The sequence below is a fragment of the Tardiphaga sp. 285_C5_N1_2 genome (assembly GCF_052076065.1).
Lineage (GTDB): Bacteria > Pseudomonadota > Alphaproteobacteria > Rhizobiales > Xanthobacteraceae > Tardiphaga > Tardiphaga robiniae.
Map to the genome: position 1 here is coordinate 1,173,059 of NZ_CP197241.1, position 18,554 is coordinate 1,191,612.

General features: G+C 61.9%; 16 protein-coding genes. 4 read left to right on the plus strand and 12 right to left on the minus strand.

Translation table 11 applies throughout. From position 1 onward, the window contains the following. The first annotated feature begins 295 nt into the window (after positions 1–295). Complete coding sequence (locus tag AB7951_RS05550) at positions 296–1,129, plus strand: MipA/OmpV family protein (RefSeq protein ID WP_439062743.1); 834 nt, start codon at positions 296–298, stop codon at positions 1,127–1,129. A 50-nt stretch (positions 1,130–1,179) separates the two neighbouring features. Here the strand turns inward: AB7951_RS05550 and AB7951_RS05555 are convergent, their stop codons facing one another. Both AB7951_RS05555 and rpmE read right to left on the minus strand, forming a co-directional pair. Then, positions 1,180–1,803, minus strand: coding sequence for a TetR/AcrR family transcriptional regulator (locus AB7951_RS05555; RefSeq protein WP_120291725.1), 624 nt, complete (start codon positions 1,801–1,803; stop codon positions 1,180–1,182). 178 nt (positions 1,804–1,981) lie between these two features. Further along, positions 1,982–2,212: a 50S ribosomal protein L31 gene (gene rpmE / locus AB7951_RS05560; RefSeq protein WP_089265403.1), complete on the minus strand. Its 231-nt coding sequence runs from the start codon at positions 2,210–2,212 to the stop codon at positions 1,982–1,984. A gap of 192 nt (positions 2,213–2,404) precedes the next feature. Here rpmE and AB7951_RS05565 point away from each other — a divergent pair, with 192 nt between their 5' ends. Then, a complete protein-coding gene (locus AB7951_RS05565; RefSeq protein ID WP_439062742.1) occupies positions 2,405–4,267 on the plus strand; it encodes an ABC transporter ATP-binding protein/permease in 1,863 nt (620 codons plus the stop codon). 21 nt (positions 4,268–4,288) lie between these two features. Here AB7951_RS05565 and AB7951_RS05570 read toward each other — a convergent pair whose 3' ends face one another. Genes AB7951_RS05570 through AB7951_RS05580 form a run of 3 tightly spaced genes read right to left on the minus strand, consistent with a single transcriptional unit; the run spans position 4,289 to position 6,785 of the window. Then, complete coding sequence (locus AB7951_RS05570; protein ID WP_120291721.1) at positions 4,289–4,735, minus strand: GNAT family N-acetyltransferase; 447 nt, start codon at positions 4,733–4,735, stop codon at positions 4,289–4,291. Between the two features lie 4 nt (positions 4,736–4,739). Further along, positions 4,740–5,771, minus strand: a complete 1,032-nt coding sequence (locus AB7951_RS05575; RefSeq protein WP_441255712.1) for a peptidoglycan -binding protein — start codon at positions 5,769–5,771, stop codon at positions 4,740–4,742. Between the two features lie 3 nt (positions 5,772–5,774). Beyond that, positions 5,775–6,785 (minus strand): flagellar motor protein MotA, encoded by a 1,011-nt coding sequence (locus AB7951_RS05580; RefSeq protein ID WP_089265399.1) that lies wholly within the window; start codon positions 6,783–6,785, stop codon positions 5,775–5,777. A 639-nt stretch (positions 6,786–7,424) separates the two neighbouring features. Between AB7951_RS05580 and AB7951_RS05585 the strand changes: the two genes are divergently transcribed. Then, a complete protein-coding gene (locus tag AB7951_RS05585; RefSeq protein WP_089265398.1) occupies positions 7,425–8,639 on the plus strand; it encodes an efflux RND transporter periplasmic adaptor subunit in 1,215 nt (404 codons plus the stop codon). A gap of 10 nt (positions 8,640–8,649) precedes the next feature. Then, complete coding sequence (locus AB7951_RS05590) at positions 8,650–11,808, plus strand: multidrug efflux RND transporter permease subunit (RefSeq protein WP_120291719.1); 3,159 nt, start codon at positions 8,650–8,652, stop codon at positions 11,806–11,808. A 66-nt stretch (positions 11,809–11,874) separates the two neighbouring features. On the opposite strand, the gene AB7951_RS05595 is transcribed toward AB7951_RS05590, so the two are convergent. From AB7951_RS05595 to AB7951_RS05625, 7 genes are all read right to left on the minus strand, one after another. Beyond that, positions 11,875–12,666 (minus strand): inositol monophosphatase family protein, encoded by a 792-nt coding sequence (locus tag AB7951_RS05595; RefSeq protein ID WP_120291717.1) that lies wholly within the window; start codon positions 12,664–12,666, stop codon positions 11,875–11,877. 102 nt (positions 12,667–12,768) lie between these two features. After that, positions 12,769–13,839 (minus strand): tetratricopeptide repeat protein, encoded by a 1,071-nt coding sequence (locus AB7951_RS05600; RefSeq protein ID WP_120291715.1) that lies wholly within the window; start codon positions 13,837–13,839, stop codon positions 12,769–12,771. Positions 13,840–13,846: 7 nt separating this feature from the next. Then, positions 13,847–14,530 (minus strand): thiamine phosphate synthase, encoded by a 684-nt coding sequence (locus AB7951_RS05605; RefSeq protein ID WP_120291713.1) that lies wholly within the window; start codon positions 14,528–14,530, stop codon positions 13,847–13,849. A 2-nt stretch (positions 14,531–14,532) separates the two neighbouring features. Continuing rightward, a complete protein-coding gene (locus tag AB7951_RS05610; protein WP_120291711.1) occupies positions 14,533–15,558 on the minus strand; it encodes a class I fructose-bisphosphate aldolase in 1,026 nt (341 codons plus the stop codon). 166 nt (positions 15,559–15,724) lie between these two features. Next, positions 15,725–16,792, minus strand: coding sequence for a class II fructose-bisphosphate aldolase (fba, locus tag AB7951_RS05615; RefSeq protein WP_093756799.1), 1,068 nt, complete (start codon positions 16,790–16,792; stop codon positions 15,725–15,727). A gap of 180 nt (positions 16,793–16,972) precedes the next feature. Then, entirely contained in the window at positions 16,973–17,206 is a 234-nt protein-coding gene (locus AB7951_RS05620) for a hypothetical protein (RefSeq protein WP_120291709.1), read from the minus strand. An 86-nt stretch (positions 17,207–17,292) separates the two neighbouring features. Then, positions 17,293–18,486: a phosphoglycerate kinase gene (locus tag AB7951_RS05625; protein ID WP_120291707.1), complete on the minus strand. Its 1,194-nt coding sequence runs from the start codon at positions 18,484–18,486 to the stop codon at positions 17,293–17,295. Positions 18,487–18,554: the final 68 nt, after the last annotated feature.

An 18,554-nucleotide genomic window follows, 5' to 3' on the forward strand; every position in this document is an offset into this window, starting at 1 on the left:
CGCGATGCCGCAGACGGCGGCGATCCATTCTTTCAGATATTACTGCCACGCTGCCCGGAAATGTGAGCGATGACGCCGCAGGCATAGCGTCATTTATCGCAAAGCCTTGCCTGAATAGGGTTTCTCGCCAGAGAGCTACACTTCTGATGCCGAGCCAATGCGAGTTTGGAGGAGGCGTCGCGCCAGCTATCTTCGCATTGTTGCGGTGACTCCATGTCGCACGGGAGCAATCGCAACGATGTGGCATTGAAGCGCGGCCACACCGAAATTCCGCGCCGATCCAAGTAGGAATCTGATGTCTTTGTCTCCTCGTCTGTTCGGTCTCATTGGTGTGTTGGCTTGTCCGGCGGTTGCGGTTGCGGCTGATCCCGTGGTGATGCTGCCATCGGTGCCCTTCGTGCCCTCGGCCTCCGGTGGCTGGACCGTGACCGTCGGGATAGGCGGCGAGATGCAGCCATCTTACGAAGGCGCCGGGAGTTCTGAACTTGCGCCAAAGCCGATCATCTCGATTCGCCGTGCCGGCACGCCGGCCCGTTTCAAGAGCATGCGCGACAATGCAAGCTTCGCCCTGATCGACGTGGGCGGCTTTCGCGCCGGTCCCGTCGGCAACTATAAAGCAGCGCGCAAGGCCGCCGATCACCGCGAGCTGCGCGGTCTGAGGGACGTCGATTTCGCGGTCGAACTCGGTGGTTTCGCCGAATACTACGCCTTCGACTGGCTGCGCCTACGCTCCGAACTGCGCCGCGGTCTCGGTGGCCACGAAGGCATCGTCGCGGATTTCTCGGCTGACGTGATTGTGCCGATCAACGAGCGGATGACCTTTGCTGCCGGCCCACGCTACCGGGTGACGGATGCGAAATATGCGGAGACTTACTTCAGCGTCAACAATATCGAGGCGCTTGCGTCAGGTTTGCCGGTTTACGACGCCAAGGGCGGTTCGAGTTCGGTCGGTGCCGGTGCGCAGCTGCGCTACAAGCTCGATCCGCAATGGGAAGTACGCGGCTATGTGGAATACGACAAGCTGCTTGGTAGCATCGCTGACAGTCCGCTGGTGAAATTCCGGGGATCCACCAATCAGGTGACCTACGGCGTCGGTGTGGCCTATTCGTTCGACGTCGGCGTGCGATAGCACGTGCGATTGCACAGCGTGGCCAATACGGCGCACGCTAGCTCACGCTTCTAGCGCTCCCCGATCAGATAGTACGACAACATCGTATCCAGCTCCTGTTCCAGCTCGCCATTGGCGAAGGCATCCGGACGGAATGCGATCGCCGCATCGAGTGCCGAGCCGACCATTCTCGGAATGAAGAAACTTCCGGCTTCGCGATTGAAGCCAGGGCGTAGCTCGTCGGCATGGTTGTCAAACATGCCACGCAAGAGGCCTTGCCGCTGCGGAAAGCGGTCGAATGGCCACTGAACAGGGGGACGGCCGGAGGCGGTCTCCATCAAGACTCTCAGCAGCGGCAGGACGCGTGCGTGCTGGCTGATTGCTGTGTTCAGGCCGGAACGGACGAACCCGCGCAGATCCAACCCTTCGAATTCTGAAATGGTCTGCCAGATATTTTCGGACATTTGGGCTTCCGTCCGGCCATGGAGGGCCCCGAACAGCGCGTCCCGGTTTGGAAAATATTGATAGAGCGATCCGATGCTGACGCCGGCGCGTTCGGCGATTCTGTTGGTGGTGGCGCGTTCGTAGCCTTCGTCCACCAGCACGAGGGCAGCGGCGTCCAGGAGGATGCCCACGGTCGCAACGGAGCGCGCCTGACGCGGCTTCTTGCGGTGGTGCCCGGTATTGGTCGGCATGGTCTCGTTGCGCCCCCGCGCAAGATGATGTGGCGCGCCTTATAGGGAGGGCAACGGAGGCGGTTTTAAGGTACCGCCATGGCCATGTCGGCCAGCAACGAAAAACGCCCCTGCTGGCTGCAGAGGCGTTTTGAAAGGCAATCGGATAAGCCTGAAAGGCCGATCTTCCTTGTGAAGATCAATCTTCCTTCTTGAGGAAGCCCGAGAACTTCTTCTGGAAGCGCGACACGCGGCCACCGCGGTCGAGAAGCTGGGTGGTGCCACCGGTCCAGGCTGGGTGCGACCTCGGATCGATGTCGAGGTTCAGCTTGTCGCCTTCCTTGCCCCAGGTGGAACGGGTCTGATACTCTGTACCATCGGTCATAACGACCGTAATGTTATGATAATCCGGGTGAATTTCGGCTTTCATGACGGTTCCTTCGGCGCGCCGGCGCCTGAATCTCTGTGATTTCGATGGCGGATTTGGCCGCTCTATATCGCAGGAACGTGCGGGAGACAAGGACTCCCGTCGTGGATCATTGCCTCTGCAATTGACCTAGGTCATTTGCCTCGGGGCCCGCTCCGGCCTATCTCAGGGCAACGACAAGAACGGTTATAAATCATGAGTGCAGTCGAACGGCTTGAGATCCCCCGCGCGGCCAAGCCGACGCTTCCGCAGCCCGATCCGGTGCTTCCGGAGCCGTCGCTGGCGGATACCGTTGTGGAGCCCCAGGTACCACCCAGCCGAGCCAAATTGCGGCCGCTCCTGGCGTTGGCGCCCTATGTGGCGCGGTATCGCGGCCGGGCGCTGCTGGCGCTGGTGTCGTTGACCGTTGCGGCTGTGACCACCCTCGTCGTGCCTGTGGCGGCACGGCGGATGATCGACTTCGGCTTCAGCCCCGAAGGCATCGCGATGATCAACAACTATTTCAGCGTCATGATCGCTGTGGTGGTCGTGCTCGCGCTGGCCAGCGCGGCCCGTTACTACCTCGTCATGACTATCGGCGAGCGCATCGTCGCCGATCTGCGCCGCGACGTGTTCCAGCATCTCACCGCGCTGTCGCCGTCGTTCTTCGATACGTCACGCTCCGGCGAACTGGTGTCGCGGCTCACGGCCGATACTACGCAGATCAAGTCTGCGGTCGGCGCGTCCGTATCCATCGCGTTGCGCAACCTTGTGCTGTTTCTCGGCGCGGCAGCCATGATGGTCGTTTCTAGCCCCAAGCTCTCCGGCTTCGTGCTCGCGGCGATCCCGCTGATCGTGATCCCGCTGGTGGCCTTCGGGCGTTGGGTGCGGCGTCTGTCGCGCAACGCGCAGGATACGCTGGCGGAAGCCTCGGCCTATGCCGGCGAACTCGTCGGTTCGATCCGTACGGTGCAGGCCTATACCAATGAGCAGTTGGCGAATGCGCGCTTCGGCAAGGAGGTCGAGCAGGCCTATGACGCCGCACGTGGCTCGACCCGTGCGCGCGCTGTGCTGACCGCGGTCATCATCTTCATCGTGTTCTCCAGTGTCGTGGGCATTCTCTGGGTCGGCTCGCACGATGTTCTGACAGGCTCGTTGACGCCCGGCCGTCTCGGACAGTTCGTGCTCTATGCGGCCTTCGCGGCCTCCAGCCTCGGCCAGCTCAGCGAAGTCTGGGGCGAGATTTCGGCGGCGTCAGGCGCCGCCGAGCGCCTGTTCGAAATCCTCAACGTCAAATCCGCCGTGGTGGCCCCGGCATCGCCGCGGCCATTGCCGCAGCCCGCACGCGGCGACGTCGTGTTCGACAATGTCTCCTTTGCCTATCCGACCCGGCCGGACATCCTGTCGTCCGCTGGCGTGTCGCTGTCGGTGAAGGCTGGCGAAAAGGTCGCCATTGTCGGCCCGTCCGGCGCCGGCAAGAGCACGCTGTTTCATCTGCTGCTGCGCTTCTACGATCCCAAGGGCGGCGCCATCTCGGTCGATGGCGTGCCAATCCGTGATGCCGATCCGCGCGAGCTCCGCAAGCGTATCGCACTGGTGCCGCAAGACTCCGTCGTGTTCGCTACAACCGCCCGCGAGAACATCCGCTTCGGTCGTCCCGATGCGACGGATGCCGAAGTCGAGCATGCCGCATCGCTGGCGCATGCCACCGAATTCATTCGCCGCCTGCCTGATGGATTTGAGGCGCAGTTGGGCGAACGGGGCGTCACGCTCTCGGGCGGCCAGCGTCAGCGCATCGCCATCGCACGCGCGATCCTGCGCGACGCACCGCTGCTGCTGCTCGATGAAGCAACGTCCGCACTCGATGCCGAATCCGAGACGCTGGTGCAGACCGCACTGGAAGAGCTGATGAAGCACCGCACCACGCTGGTGATCGCCCATCGGCTCGCCACCGTGCTGTCCTGCGATCGCATCCTCGTCATGGATCATGGCCGCATCGTCGAGCAGGGCACGCACGCCTCACTCGTCGCGGCGAACGGGCTTTATGCACGATTGGCGCGGCTGCAGTTCGGGGTGTGAGTGGCGACGATGGGAGGCTTGCTACGGCTTCCATTCCATCAGGTCGACGGCACGGCCTGACGTGTTCACCTCGTCGCCCGTTTTGACGAAGCCGTTGCGTGCATAGAATTTGATAGCGCGGGCATTATCGGCATTGACCTTGAGCGTCACGCCGGTGGGTGATAGTCGTTTGGTTTCATCGACCAGCGCGCGGCTGACATCTGATCCCCATTGAGCGGGGCTGACCACCAACTGGTCGAGATAACCCGTGCCGTCGATGGTGACGAAGCCGACCAGTGCGCCGTCCTGCTCCGCAACTACGATCTGCGCTACGGGTACCAGTTCGGTGCGCCATCGGTTGCGCCACCAGTTTACGCGGGCGTCGAAATTGATCGAGGGATAGGCCTGTCGCCATGTCTCCAGCCACAAGGTGATGGACGCGTCTTCATCGCTCTCGCGATAGGGGCGCAACTCGAATGGCTCAGGCATGCCGTCAGCGCTCGGTGAGCTTGAGTTCGATGCGACGGTTGCGCTTGTAGGCTTCCTCAGTCTGCGCCGTATCCAGCGGCTGGTTTTCGGCGAAGCCGGCGGCGACGAGACGCTGTGCGGGCGCGCCGAGCGAGATCAGATATTGCACGACCGAGATCGCACGCGCCGACGACAGTTCCCAGTTCGACTTGAACAGCGGGCTGTTGAGGATCGGCCGCGAGTCGGTGTGGCCGTCGACGCGCATCACCCAGGCGATTTCGGCCGGGATTTGCTTGTCGAGCTCAATCAGAGCGCTTGCGACCTTGTCCAGTTCGGCGCGGCCTTCGGGAAGCAAAGCCGCTTGGCCGACATCGAAGAATACTTCCGACTGGAACACGAAGCGATCGCCGACAACGCGAATGTCAGGGCGGTTGCCGAGAATGGCGCGCAGGCGTCCGAAGAATTCGGAACGATAGCGCGACAGCTCCTGAACGCGCTGCGCGAGCGCGACGTTGAGGCGCTGGCCAAGATCGACGATGCGGCCCTGCGATTCCTTGTCGCGTTTCTCGGACGCCTCCAGCGCTTCTTCGAGTGCTGCGAGCTGGCGGCGCAGCGCGGAGATCTGCTGGTTCAGCACCTCGACCTGCGCCAGCGCGCGGGCCGAAAGCTGCTTCTCGGAATCAAGCGCCTTGTTGAGCTCGGTGTTGCGGCCTGCGGCATCGGAGCCCGCACCGGCGAGGCCGTCATACAGGCCCTTGATCCGGTCGCGCTCCGATTCCGCGGCGGACAGCCCGGCGCGCATCTGAGATAGCTGCTCGTCGAGATTGAGCTTGCCGAGCTTCTCCAGCGACAGCAGGTCGTTCAGCTGAGCCAGTTTGGCGGTGAGCTGCTCCAGCGCCTTGTCCTTGCCGGTGACTTCCTGCGACAGATAGAATTGCACGACGAGGAAGATCGACAGCAGGAAGACGATCGCGAGTACCAGCGTCGACAGCGCGTCGACGAAGCCCGGCCAGTAGTTGAATTCGGAAGAGCCGCGGCGATTGCGTGCCAATGCCATGGATCAGTTCTTCTCAGGTTGGCGAGCGATGTGTTCCAGCAGCTTCTTGATCTCGCGGCTCTGCTCGCCCTGGCCATCGGCCCATTCGCGGATCATCTCCTGCTCGCTGCGCATATGCGCCACAAGGCTCTGGATCGCATCGGCGAGATTGGCCATGGCGGTCGTGGTGCCACGGTTGTTGTTGCCGTCCTCGATGGAGCGACGCAGGCGCTCGATGGCATCCTGCAACTCGGCCGGGGTGCCGGATGAGGTAACGGGGGCTGTCTCGCCGGAATATTCCTTCACGGTGGAGGCGAGCCAGTCTTCCAGATCCGTATAGAACCGGTTCTGGGCCTGGCTGGATTGCAGGTCGAGGAAGCCGAGGATCAGCGAGCCGGCGAGGCCGAACAGCGATGACGAGAACGAGATGCCCATGCCGGCGAGCGGCGCGGCGAGGCCTTCCTTCAGCGTGTCGAACAGCGAGCCGGCATCGCCGCCGACCTTGAGGCCTTCGATCACCTTGCCGACGGAGCCAACGGTCTCGATCAGGCCCCAGAAGGTGCCGAGCAGCCCGAGAAATACGAGGAGGCCGGTCATATAGCGCGAGATGTCGCGGGATTCGTCGAGGCGCGTCGCGATCGAATCGAGCAGATGCCGCATGGTCTGCTGCGAGATGGTCATACGGCCGGTACGCTCGCCGCCGAGGATCGCAGCCATCGGCGCCAGCAGGGTCGGGCGTCGGTCCAGCGCGAGGCCAGGATCGGAAATCCGAAAGCTGTTGACCCACGAGACTTCCGGATAGAGCCGGATGACCTGCCGGAACGACAGGATAATGCCGATCGCCAATACCGCGCCGATCAGCGCGTTGAGCCCGGGATTGGCAAAGAAAGCGAGAACGATCTGCTTGTAGAGCACGGTCATGATCAGACCGCAGAGCACCAGAAACACCAGCATTCGGACCAGAAAGATCCGCGGCGATGAGAGCTTGGTCAGTTCGATTTCCATCGCGGAGCGGGAGGAGGAGCCAGGCGCCATGTGCTGATCATCTGCATGCGAGGAAAGGTTCGACGCGCAATATGGCACAGCCCAGCGACAAAAAAAGATCGGATACCGCCGGAATCAGCGATGTCACCGGGAACTTCCAGTTGAGACCCGGCGCGATCTGCCGCGTATTTAGAAAAGACCTTTTTGTTGAGCCGTTTGTGGAGAGGGAGTGGCGCTGGAGCGGCGCATTACGCGCGCACGGCGAATGACCGGCTCGACAATTTCGATTCTCACCGCGACGAGATCGAACCCATCCTGCGTCCGGTCTGTGGACGCTACACCGCATATGGATGTGGCGCAGACGCTGGTTCTTTCTGCGACCCAGGCTTGTTTGTCTATGCGGATGGAAGCAAATGGGGGCGTGAGCCACTATCGAATGACCGCCGTTAACTAAACGTGTGCTGGTTCCATCCGATTCACGTTCGCGTGAGCCTCGAAAGCCTTTGTGAGTTCAATACGATAGGCCGTGTGGCAATGCGCCGCCTCGATATGTATTGCGCCGCAGCACCGCGGTTTTTATTCTAAGCTATCAAAGAAGTTCGATAAATCCGGCTACGCGCATGAAGACCACAGAGGTCCGGCGTATCCGTTGATGCATGTTCGAATTCGCAACTTGGGATATCAAAGTAAATGACGATGTTGAACGCACGCTCTGCAGGCTTCGCGCTTCTGCTGGCGGGACTCGCGCCCGTGCTCGCAGGATGCAACGAACCCAAGGACGCGGTGGCGTCAGCGCCGCCGCAGGTGAGCGAGCCTGAAGTCAGCATCATTTCCGTCACGCAACAGCGACGCGCGCTGGTTCGCGAATTGCCCGGACGTATCGCGCCGACGCGCGTTGCCGATGTGCGCTCGCGTGTGTCGGGCATTATCATCGAGCGCGCGTTTCATCAGGGCACCGAGGTGAAGGCGGGTGACACGTTGTATCGCATCGATCCGAAGCCATTCGAGGTGGAATTGCAGTCCGCAAAGGCTTCGCTTCACAAGGCGGAAGCTGCCTATGACCTAGCGTCGATGCAGGCCAAGCGCGTGTCGGGTCTTGCACTGCAGAAAGCAGTCTCCGAAGCGGAAGCCGAGAAAGCAGTCGGTGCGCAACGTCAGGCTGAAGCCGAGATTGCATCCAAGAAAGCCGACGTCGCGCGTGCGCGCCTCAATCTGGACTATGCAACCATCCGCGCGCCGATCGACGGCATTGTCGGAGCCGCTCTGGTGACCGAAGGTGCGCTGCTTGCGCAGAACGACAATACGAATCTCGCCACCATTCAGCAGCTCGATCCAATCTATGCCGATTTCACGCAGTCGGTGTCCGAATTGAATAACTTGCGCCGCTCTTTCGAGACCGGCGATCTCGAGCGGATCGCGCCTGGCGCGGCCAAGGTGAGACTGATGCTTGACGACGGCACGCTCTATTCGCTGCCGGGCAAGCTGCTGTTCTCCGAAGCCAAGGTCGACACCTTCACGGGTCAGGTAACGCTGCGCGGCGAGTTTCCGAACCCGAAGCGTGAGCTGTTACCGGGCATGTATGTCCGCGTGCAGATCGAGCAGGGCATCGACACCGACGCCATTGCCGTTCCACAGCAGGCAGTGCAGCGCAATGGCGGCGGCGGCGCCGAAGTTTTCGTCGTCAAGGATGACGGTCATGTTGCGGTCCAGATGGTACGAACGGGTGCCGTGCAGGACGGTCAGTGGTTCGTGACCGAAGGCCTGAAGGGCGGCGAGCGCGTCGTGGTCGAGGGCTTCCAGAAATTTGCTGCAGGCGACAAGGTCAAGGCGACCGCCTGGACTGATGCGAATGCCACTGCGGGTCTGCCGCCCGAGGGGCAGAAAACCACTCAAGCGCGTCCCTGAGTAAATCGACATGGCTAGTTTTTTCATCGACAGGCCGATTTTTGCCTGGGTCGTCGCGCTTTTCATTTGTCTTTTCGGTGCCATCGCGATTCCGCAGCTGCCGATTGCGCAGTATCCGATCATCGCGCCGCCATCGATTTCGATCTCGACGAGCTATCCGGGCGCGTCGCCAGAGAATCTCTACAACAGCGTGACGCGGCTGATTGAAGAGGAGCTCAACGGCGCTGCGGGCATCCTGAACTTCGAATCGACGAGCGATTCGCTGGGTGCCGTCGAAATCATCGCGAACTTTCAGCCCGGCACCGATACCAGCCAGGCGTCGGTCGAGGTGCAGAACCGCCTGAAGCGCGTGGAAGCGCGTCTGCCGCGTGCCGTGATCCAGCAGGGCATCCTGGTCGAGGAAGCCTCTGCCGCGGTGCTGAACATCATCACGCTGCGCTCCACCGATAACAGCCTCGATGAAGTCGGTCTCGGCGACTTCATGATCCGTAACATCCTCGGTGAAATTCGTCGTATCCCCGGCGTCGGCCGTGCCTCGTTGTATTCCACCGAGCGCTCGCTGCGCGTCTGGGTCGATCCCGCCAAGCTGGTTGGCTACAATCTGACCTCCGACGACGTCAACAAGGCCATCACCGCACAGAACGCCCAGGTTGCCTCCGGCAGCGTCGGTGCCGAGCCGTCGACAGCGACCACCAAGACGTCGTCACTGGTGCTCGTCAAAGGCCAGCTCTCCACGCCGGAAGAATTCGGCGCCATTGTGCTACGCGCCAATTCCGATGGCTCGACCGTGCGGCTGCGCGACGTCGCCCGGATCGAGATCGGCGGCCTCAGCTACCAGTTCACCACGCGCCTGAACGGCCAGCCGACGGCCGGCCTGTCGGTGCTGATGTCCCCGAAGGGCAACGCGCTGGCGACAGCCTCCGCGATCGAAGCCAAGATGAAGGAGCTGTCGAACTTCTTTCCTGCAAACATTGCCTATGACATTCCGTACAACGTCACGCCGGTGGTCAAAGCATCGATCATGAAGGTGGTGATGACGCTGATCGAGGCGGTTGTCCTCGTCTTCATCGTGATGTTCATCTTCCTGCAGAATTTCCGCTACACGCTGATCCCGACCATCGTCGTGCCCATCGCGCTGCTCGGCACCTGCACGATGCTGTTGTTGGCCGGCTATTCGATCAACATGCTGACCATGTTCGGCATGGTGCTGGCTGTCGGCATCCTGGTCGACGATGCCATCGTCGTGGTCGAGAACGTCGAGCGCATCATGAGCGAGGAGGGGCTTCCGCCGAAGGAAGCCACCAAGAAGGCGATGGGCCAGATCTCCGGCGCCATCATCGGTGTCACGCTGGTGATGATCGGCGTGTTCGTGCCGATGGCGTTCTTCCCCGGCTCGGTGGGCATCATCTACCGCCAGTTCTCGGTCACCATGGTCGCCTCGATCGCGTTCTCCGCGCTGCTGGCGCTGTCGCTGACCCCGGCGCTTTGCGCAACCTTCCTGAAGCCGATCAAGGAAGGACACGGCCATGCCAAGAAGGGCGTGTTCGGCTGGTTCAATCGCAAGCTCGACGCCACCCGCGATGGCTATTCAAGGACAGTGGGCTGGTCGATCCAGCGCACCGGACGCTTGCTGATCGTCTATGTCGCGTTGCTGATGGGACTGACCTGGGGCTTCATGCGGATGCCCGGCGGCTTTCTGCCGATCGACGATCAGGGCTTCATCACCACTGATGTGCAGACGCCATCAGACTCCTCGTTCGCCCGCACTGAAAGTGCCATCGAAAAGGTTGAGGAATATCTGAAGAAGCGTTCCGGTATCGAGAGCGTTGTGTTCCTCACCGGCTTCAGCTTCCTCGGGCAGGGCATGAACACCGCGCAGGCCTTTATCACCCTGAAGGACTGGGCTGAACGCCCGCCCGGCGATTCCGCCGCGGCGCTTGTCAACGATATCAATCGGGAATTGTCGTCGATCCGCGACGCCAAGATCTCCGCTTTGCAGCCGCCTCCGATCGATAACCTCGGCAACTCTTCAGGCTTCAGCTTCCGCCTTCAGGACCGCGGCCAGAAGGGGTTCGTCGCGCTTAATGCTGCATCCGACAAGCTGATTGCAGACGCCAATGCCAGCCCTGTGCTGCAGAAGGTATTTGTAGAAGGCCTTCCGCCGGCGCCATTGGTCAATCTGATGATCGACCGTGAAAAGGCCGGCGCCTTCGGCGTCACCTTCGAGGACATCAACAGCACGATCTCGACCAATCTCGGCTCGAACTACATCAACGACTTTCCCAACCGGGGCCGCATGCAGCGCGTCGTAGTGCAGTCCGAGGCCGCCAACCGGATGAACGCGGCCGACATCCTGAACTACAATGTCAAGAACAGCCGCGGGCAGCTGGTGCCGTTCTCGTCCTTTGCCACTGTGGAATGGGCGAAGGGTCCGACCCAGATCGCCGGCTTCAACTTCTATCCGGCGGTGCGAATCTCCGGCGAGGCACGGCCCGGTTTCACCTCAGGCGACGCCATCAAGGAGATGGAGCGTCTGGCTGGCCTGTTACCGCGCGGTTTCGGCTTCGAGTGGACCGGCCAGTCGCTGCAGGAGAAGCTATCGGGCTCGCAGGCGCCGTTCCTGCTCGCGCTGTCGGCGCTGGTGGTGTTCCTGGTGCTGGCAGCGCTTTACGAGAGCTGGACGATCCCTGTCGCCGTGCTGATGACGGTGCCGCTCGGCATCGTCGGCGCCGTGCTGGCGGCGAATTTGCGCGGCCTGCCGAACGACGTGTATTTCACGGTGGGTCTGATTACGATCATCGGTCTCGCGGCCAAGAATGCGATTCTGATTATCGAATTTGCCAAGGACCTGCGCGCGCAGGGCAAGTCACTGGTGGATGCCACGATGGAAGCCTGCTTCCTGCGCTTCCGCCCGATTGTGATGACCGGTCTCGCCTTTATCTGCGGCGTGTTGCCAATGGTCGTTGCATCGGGCGCCGGCGGTGCCAGCCAGCAGGCGCTTGGTACGTCGGTGACCGGCGGCATGATCGCGGTGGTGATCCTGGCGCTGCTGATGGTGCCGGTGTTCTTCGTGTCGGTGCAGCGGCTGTTCTCGCCGGACAAGGCGCCGAAGACGGAAGAGGCAAAGCAGGACGGGCCGACCGCATCGCCGTCCGTGTCGCACAGCTAAGGTAATCAAACAAAAAGCCCGGATGGCGCAACGCCATCCGGGCTTTTTCTATTCGAGCGATCAATCTTACTTTGTCAGCGGCCGCAGGATCCTCGTCAGAGCGTCGTGGACGAACTCGTTGCCGGCAACGACGTTGCCGGTCGTCAGCACATCACCGCCATTGATATCGCCGACAGTGCCGCCGGCTTCCTTGATCAGGATCAGGCCCGCAGCGACGTCCCAAGGCTGCAGGTTGCGCTCCCAATAGCCATCGAGGCGACCGGCTGCCACGAAAGCCAGATCGAGCGAGGCCGCGCCGAAGCGGCGCAGGCCCGCGACCTTTGGCTGCAACGCGGCCATTTCGTTGCGTGACAATTCGAAGTCGCCGCGGCCGATATGCGGCAGGCCGCAGGCGATGACGCATTCGTTGAGCTGCTTGCGGCCGGCGACGCGCAGGCGGGTGTCGTTGAGGAACGCGCCCGAGCCCTTCTCGGCCATATAGAGCTCGTCATTTGCCGGATTGTAGATCAGGCCGGCAATCACCTGACCTTCGCGCGCCAGACCGATCGAGACTGCGAATTGCGGGATGCCGTGCAGGAAGTTGGTGGTGCCATCGAGCGGATCGACGATCCAGGTATGGCTCTTGTCAGTACCCTCGCGGTTGCCGCCTTCCTCGCCGAGGAAGCCATAGCCCGGGCGGGCCTTGTTGAGGTCCGTATAGAGCATCTCCTCGGCCCGCTTGTCGGCGAGGCTGACGAAATTGGCGGGTCCCTTCATCGAGACCTGCAGGTTCTCGATCTCGCCGAGGTCGCGCTTCAGGCTGCGGCCGGCGCGGCGCGCGGCTTTCACCATCACGTTCATAAGGGCTGAATTGATCATGCGTTCGTCTCACGACGACCTGACGGCAGGTCTGATTGGGGGTTGCTGGGGCGATGGGTGCCCTGCGGGCGGCATCCCGTCAAGGCAAGATCGCTTCAGGGGTCATTTCTGGGTCGTGCCCAGCCACTTCTTGGCGGCTTCCTGGGCCTTGGTCTTTTCCTCGGGGGTAGCCTGGGCCAGAAGCTCGTCGAGCATCAGGTCCCCCTTTCCGGCGGTTTTGGCGACGATGTGCCATTTCAGACCTTCCAGCCGGTCATCTGTATTGGTGCGGAGCGCCAGTACCCGGGCGAGGCGGTTCTGGGCGATCGGGCTGTTCTGTTTGGAGGCCTTACGAAGCAGGGCAATGGCCGCAGCCTCGTTCTTGGGGGTTCCCGTGCCGTTATAAAGCGCAATGGCATATTCGACCTCGGCGTCGACATTGTCGGCCAGGGATGCCGCCTGGAGCAGGCGGACCGCCTTGTCGATGCTTTTCTCGACGCCGGTGCCTTCCTTGTAGAACGTCGCCAGCGCGTATTGCGCTTCGGGGTTACCTGCATCGGCGGCAACGCGGAGCAGTTCGGCCGAGCGCTTGACGTCCTGTGGCAGCGTCTGCCCATCGAGATAGAGCAACGCCAGATTATAGGCGGCCTTGGGATTGCCGAGTTTGGCGGAGGACGCCAGCAGCTTCACGGCCTCATCGCGTTTGCCGACATTGCCGCGATCCGACAGTCGCAGCATCGCCAGCGCGAACATGGCCTCGCGGTCGCCGCGCTCCGACGCGCGCTGATACCATTCTGCAGCTTTCGCATAGTCGCGTTTGACGCCCAATGCATTGGCATAGAGTTCACCAAGCATGGTCATCGCCTTCGGGTCGTTGTTCTCCTGCGCGCGCTTGCTGGCGAGGTCGAAAGCGGTCTTGTACTGACCGCGCTGATAGGCGCCATAGACCAGATCGGCATTGGGGTCGGTTGGTGTAGCTTCTGCAGGCTGCGCGGGCTTTTCAGCAGGCGGCGTAGGAGCTTTCTTCGCTGCTGTCGGCGCTTTCGCCGGTGCCGGCGCCTTTTTTGGCGCTGCCTTGCTTGCAGCCGGTGGCGGCGTTTGCACCCCCGGCGGTGTCAGCGAAATCTGCGCGGTCGCGCTGGCTGCCCAGGTCAGGCAGCCGGCAATTACAGTGAGGGAACGCAGAATTTTCATTCCGGCGTTATTCCTGTTCGACCTTGGACTGCCCCGAGACGAGCGTCGCGTATCCCTGCTGGATTGCCTTCTCTGCGTCCATCAAGGCTGCAGCAGCGCCGCGCGCGTCGTTCCAGATGACGTCGCCGACCAGCACGAAGTCAGCGCCGGCAGCTGCGAATTCCCTGGCCTCATCGAGCGTTGTGGCAAAGCCTACGCAAGGCGGTTCGAACAATTCGGCCCACCACTGAAGGCGCTCGACAATGGCGTCAGCCGATGGGCGCTGGCCGTTCGGGTCGGGTTCGCCGAACAACACGTAATCGGCGCCGGCCTCGCCCGCTGCCATCGCATTATGGCGCGTCGACAATCCGCCGCAGCCTGCAATGCGATCAGGCTTCAGCGTGGGGAGTGCATCCTGCAGGGGAGCGAGACCGGGCAGATGCGCGCCATCGGCGCCGCCGCGTGCGACGAGCTCGACATTGCCTTCGACCAGCATCGCGGCGCCGTTGGTCTGGATGACAGGCGCCAGCGCCTTGATGCGCGTGATCATGGTGCGCTGGTCGGTCGTCGCCAGTCGCACCAGGACGGCAGCGACATCTGCTTTCTCAAGAAGAGCAGGCAGGTTCGCGGCCAGCGCTGATGGATCCTCGACGACGGGAGTCGCGAGATAGAGGCGCGGCATCGGCGGCGGCGGGACGGGTTTGGAAGCCAAGATTATAGCGCCTTCTGTTCTTGATCAGTCGTCCACTCGCCCTTGCTGGCGAGTGAATTCATGTGTGCACGATGGGTGAAGGCCTGCTGACCGGCGGGCACATTGTTGGCTTTGCCGGACCATGCCTTTTGCGGCGCTGCCTGAAGCGCGCGGCCATAGGAGAATGTCAGTGGCCAGGGCAGGCCGCCGATCCTGTTCATGGCGTCGAGATGCGCGGTTGCATCCTCATCCGATTGGCCGCCGGAGAGGAATGCGATGCCGGGCACCGATGCGGGCACGCAGTTCTTCAGCATGCGCACGGTCTTCTCAGCCACTTCAGCCACACCAGCCTGCGTCTTCGACTTCTTGCCAGAGACCGCCATGTTCGGCTTCAGGATCATGCCTTCCAGCGCGACCCGTTGGACCCGCAATTCCTGGAACGTCTTGTTGAGTACGCGCTGTGTCACCTCGACGCAGCGGTCGATGTCGTGATCGCCGTCCATCAGCACTTCAGGCTCGACGATCGGGACGATCTGTGCGGCCTGGCATAGCGCGGCATAGCGGGCGAGCGCGTGCGCGTTGACGGAGATTGCGGTCATCGAGGGAATCCCGGCACCGATATCGATCACCGCGCGCCACTTTGCGAAGCGCGCGCCGCGCGCGTAATATTTGGCAAGACGCTCGGCGAGCTTGTCGAGGCCTGCTGTGACGAGTTCACCGGGACAGTTCGGCAAGGCCTGCGTGCCCTCATCGACCTTGATGCCGGGAATGGCGCCGGCTTCCTCGATAAGCCGCACCAGCGGCGTGCCATCCTTGGCGTTTTGCCAGATGGTCTCGTCGTAGAGGATCACGCCGGAAATGTAGCTGCTCATCGCCTCGCGCGAGCGAAACAGCATTTCACGATAATCGCGGCGGCTGTCCTCGGTCGACTCGACGCTGATCGCATCGAAGCGCTTCTTGATCGTGCCTGACGATTCATCTGCGGCAAGCAAGCCCTTGCCCGGCGCGGTCATGGCGCGGGCGATTTTGTTGAGTTCGGCGAGATTCATGGGCATGTCCTGAGCGGGCTAGTCCTGCAGGTCAATCTAGACCGTTCTCGGGCAAAATCCGAGCATCTGGCCGGCCAATGAGCCCGTCCGCATCCGATTCCGGCAAAAATTCAGCCTGCCATAGGCTGTATGGCAGGCTGAATGGCAGTCAATTGACAGTTTGGGCTCAGGCGATCTTCGCGTTCAGCTCGCCCGATGCATAGCGCTTGGCCATTTCGGCTGTGGTCAGCACCTTTTTGATCTTGCTGGCCTGGCCGGCGGTATTGAATTCCTGCAGGCGCTGCTTGCAGAGCTTGACCATCGCTTCCATCGCCGGCTTCAGATATTTGCGCGGGTCGAATTCGCTGGGGTTCTCGCTCAGCACCTTGCGGATCTGGCCGGTCATGGCCATCCGGTTGTCGGTGTCGATGTTGATCTTGCGGACGCCGTGCTTGATGCCGCGCTGGATTTCCGACACCGGGACGCCCCAGGTCGGCTTCATCTGGCCGCCGAACTTGTTGATGATGTCCTGCAGGTCCTGCGGGACCGAGGACGAGCCGTGCATCACCAGATGGGTGTTCGGCAGCTTGCGGTGGATTTCCTCGATCACGTTCATGGCGAGAATGTCGCCGTCTGGCTTGCGGGTGAACTTGTAGGCGCCGTGCGAAGTGCCCATGGCAATCGCCAGCGCGTCGACCTGCGTCTCCTTCACGAACTTCACGGCCTCGTCGGGATTGGTCAGCAACTGGTCATGGCTGAGCTGGCCCTCGGCGCCGTGGCCGTCTTCGGCTTCGCCCATGCCGCTCTCCAGCGAGCCGAGCACGCCGAGCTCGCCTTCCACCGAGATGCCGCCAAGATGCGCCATGTCGGTCACAGTCTTGGTCACGCCGACATTGTAGTCCCAGTCCGCCGCCGTCTTGCCGTCCGCTTTCAGCGAACCATCCATCATCACCGAGGTGAATCCGGCCTGGATTGCGGTCATGCAGGTTGCAGCTTCGTTGCCGTGATCGAGATGCACGCAGACGGGAATGTGCGGATAGATTTCGGTGACTGCGTCCATCATGTGCTTGAGCATGATGTCGTTGGCATAGGAGCGGGCGCCGCGGGAGGCCTGGATGATCACGGGCGCATCGACGGAGTTGGCCGCGTCCATGATGGCCAGGGCCTGCTCCATATTGTTGATGTTGAAGGCCGGCACTCCGTAATCGTGTTCTGCCGCGTGATCGAGCAGTTGACGCAACGTAATACGGGCCATGCAGGAAGCTCCTTGTAAATTGGGACAGGCGCAAACGCCGCGCCGAGGGATATATGGCTCTTAGCGCGAGGAGACGGCGAATCCAAGACGCCATCAGTCGCGCATACAGCCGACGTTAATCGCCACGATGGCCCAGCGTTCCAGCTAATGGAATTCCCAACGCGTTAGTATTTCCGAACGTCAGTGCTCGCTGGCGTCTAGCAAAGCGATCTGCTGCTCTACGGCTGCAAGCCGCTCTTCGAAATCACCGGCTGCTGAACGCATCATGACCAGCATCGCAGCGCCATCACGGCGTTGTTTGCGCACTAACGTCTCGACGCGCTCCAGACGGCTATCGACTTGCTCGAAACGTTTATCGGCCGCCCCGCGAAACGCAGCAACATCACCCTGAATTTTCTTCAGGATCTCGAACATTGCTGTTTGCACATTCTCGCTCAGAGAAAGAACATACCATAAACATTGCGGCGCCCACAAGTCTTGCGGGCAAAAATTTACCGCTGCTACTTCTTCAACACTTCCACACCCGGCAGCGGCTTGCCTTCCATCCATTCGAGGAAAGCGCCGCCGGCGGTCGAGATGTAGGAGAAGTCATCGGCGACGCCGGCGTGATTGAGCGCGGCCACCGTGTCGCCGCCGCCGGCTACTGAAATCAGCTTCTTCGCCTTGGTGCGCGCCGCTGCGTGTTTGGCCCCAGAGACTGTGCCGCGATCGAACGGCGTCATTTCAAACGCGCCGACCGGGCCATTCCAGACCAGCGTGGCGGCATCGTCGATCGCTGCGTTGATGCGTTCGATCGACTGCGGACCGACATCGAGGATCATGCCCTCATCTGGGATCGCATCGAGGCCGTAGGCGTGAGACGGTGTGTTGGCGGCGAAGTGGAATGCGACGATGGCGTCCACCGGCAGGATGATGGCGCAGCCGGAGGCTTCGGCCTTGTCGATGATCCGCAGCGCGGTGGCGGCGAGATCTTTCTCGCACAGCGACTTGCCGACCTTGACACCCTGCGCATGCAGGAAGGTGTTGGCCATGCCGCCGCCGATCACGAGCGCATCGACCTTGGTGACGAGGTTTTCGAGGAGGTCGATCTTCGAGGACACCTTGGCGCCGCCGACGATGGCGATCACCGGCTTGGTCGGCGCGTCCAGCGCCTTGCCGAGGGCGTCCAACTCGGCCTGCATGGTGCGGCCGGCATAGGCGGGTAACTTGTGGCCGAGGCCTTCGGTGGAGGCGTGGGCGCGATGTGCAGCCGAGAATGCATCGTTGACCCAGATATCGCCAAGCTTGGCGAGTTCGGCGACGAAAGCCGGATCGTTCTTCTCCTCAGCGGAATGGAAGCGCGTGTTCTCAAGGCAGAGAATGTCGCCGTCCTTCATGGCGCCAACGGCCTTGGCTGCGACGTCGCCAACGCAGTCGTCGGCAAAGGCAACCGGCTTCTTGATCACATCGGCAAGTGCCGCAGCCACGGGCTTCAGCGAGTTCTTGTCGTCGCGGCCCTTGGGGCGGCCGAAATGCGCGAGCAGGATTACTTTGCCGCCCTTGTCGGACATTTCGGTGATGGTCGGCGCGATACGTTCGAGACGCGTTGCGTCGGTAACCTTGCCACCATCCATGGGCACGTTGAGATCGACGCGCACGAGAACGCGTTTGCCCTTCACATCGACGTCGTCGAGGGTGCGGAAAGAATTGGTCATGATGTTGTGTCCCAAACGCAGGTCAGCGCACAGCGGCGCGCCGCGAAGCGGGGACCGCTACATTCGTT

Coding starts and splice junctions, on each gene's coding strand:
- AB7951_RS05570 (WP_120291721.1), bottom strand. CDS start 4,735: ATGCCTGAGCCATTCGAGTTGCGCCCCTATCGCGAGAGCGATGAAGAC.
- AB7951_RS05590 (WP_120291719.1), top strand. CDS start 8,650: ATGGCTAGTTTTTTCATCGACAGGCCGATTTTTGCCTGGGTCGTCGCG.
- AB7951_RS05555 (WP_120291725.1), bottom strand. CDS start 1,803: ATGCCGACCAATACCGGGCACCACCGCAAGAAGCCGCGTCAGGCGCGC.
- AB7951_RS05625 (WP_120291707.1), bottom strand. CDS start 18,486: ATGACCAATTCTTTCCGCACCCTCGACGACGTCGATGTGAAGGGCAAA.
- AB7951_RS05580 (WP_089265399.1), bottom strand. CDS start 6,785: ATGGCGCCTGGCTCCTCCTCCCGCTCCGCGATGGAAATCGAACTGACC.
- AB7951_RS05600 (WP_120291715.1), bottom strand. CDS start 13,839: ATGAAAATTCTGCGTTCCCTCACTGTAATTGCCGGCTGCCTGACCTGG.
- AB7951_RS05610 (WP_120291711.1), bottom strand. CDS start 15,558: ATGAATCTCGCCGAACTCAACAAAATCGCCCGCGCCATGACCGCGCCG.
- AB7951_RS05620 (WP_120291709.1), bottom strand. CDS start 17,206: ATGTTCGAGATCCTGAAGAAAATTCAGGGTGATGTTGCTGCGTTTCGC.
- AB7951_RS05550 (WP_439062743.1), top strand. CDS start 296: ATGTCTTTGTCTCCTCGTCTGTTCGGTCTCATTGGTGTGTTGGCTTGT.
- AB7951_RS05585 (WP_089265398.1), top strand. CDS start 7,425: ATGACGATGTTGAACGCACGCTCTGCAGGCTTCGCGCTTCTGCTGGCG.
- AB7951_RS05595 (WP_120291717.1), bottom strand. CDS start 12,666: ATGATCAATTCAGCCCTTATGAACGTGATGGTGAAAGCCGCGCGCCGC.
- AB7951_RS05565 (WP_439062742.1), top strand. CDS start 2,405: ATGAGTGCAGTCGAACGGCTTGAGATCCCCCGCGCGGCCAAGCCGACG.
- fba (WP_093756799.1), bottom strand. CDS start 16,792: ATGGCCCGTATTACGTTGCGTCAACTGCTCGATCACGCGGCAGAACAC.
- AB7951_RS05575 (WP_441255712.1), bottom strand. CDS start 5,771: ATGGCATTGGCACGCAATCGCCGCGGCTCTTCCGAATTCAACTACTGG.
- rpmE (WP_089265403.1), bottom strand. CDS start 2,212: ATGAAAGCCGAAATTCACCCGGATTATCATAACATTACGGTCGTTATG.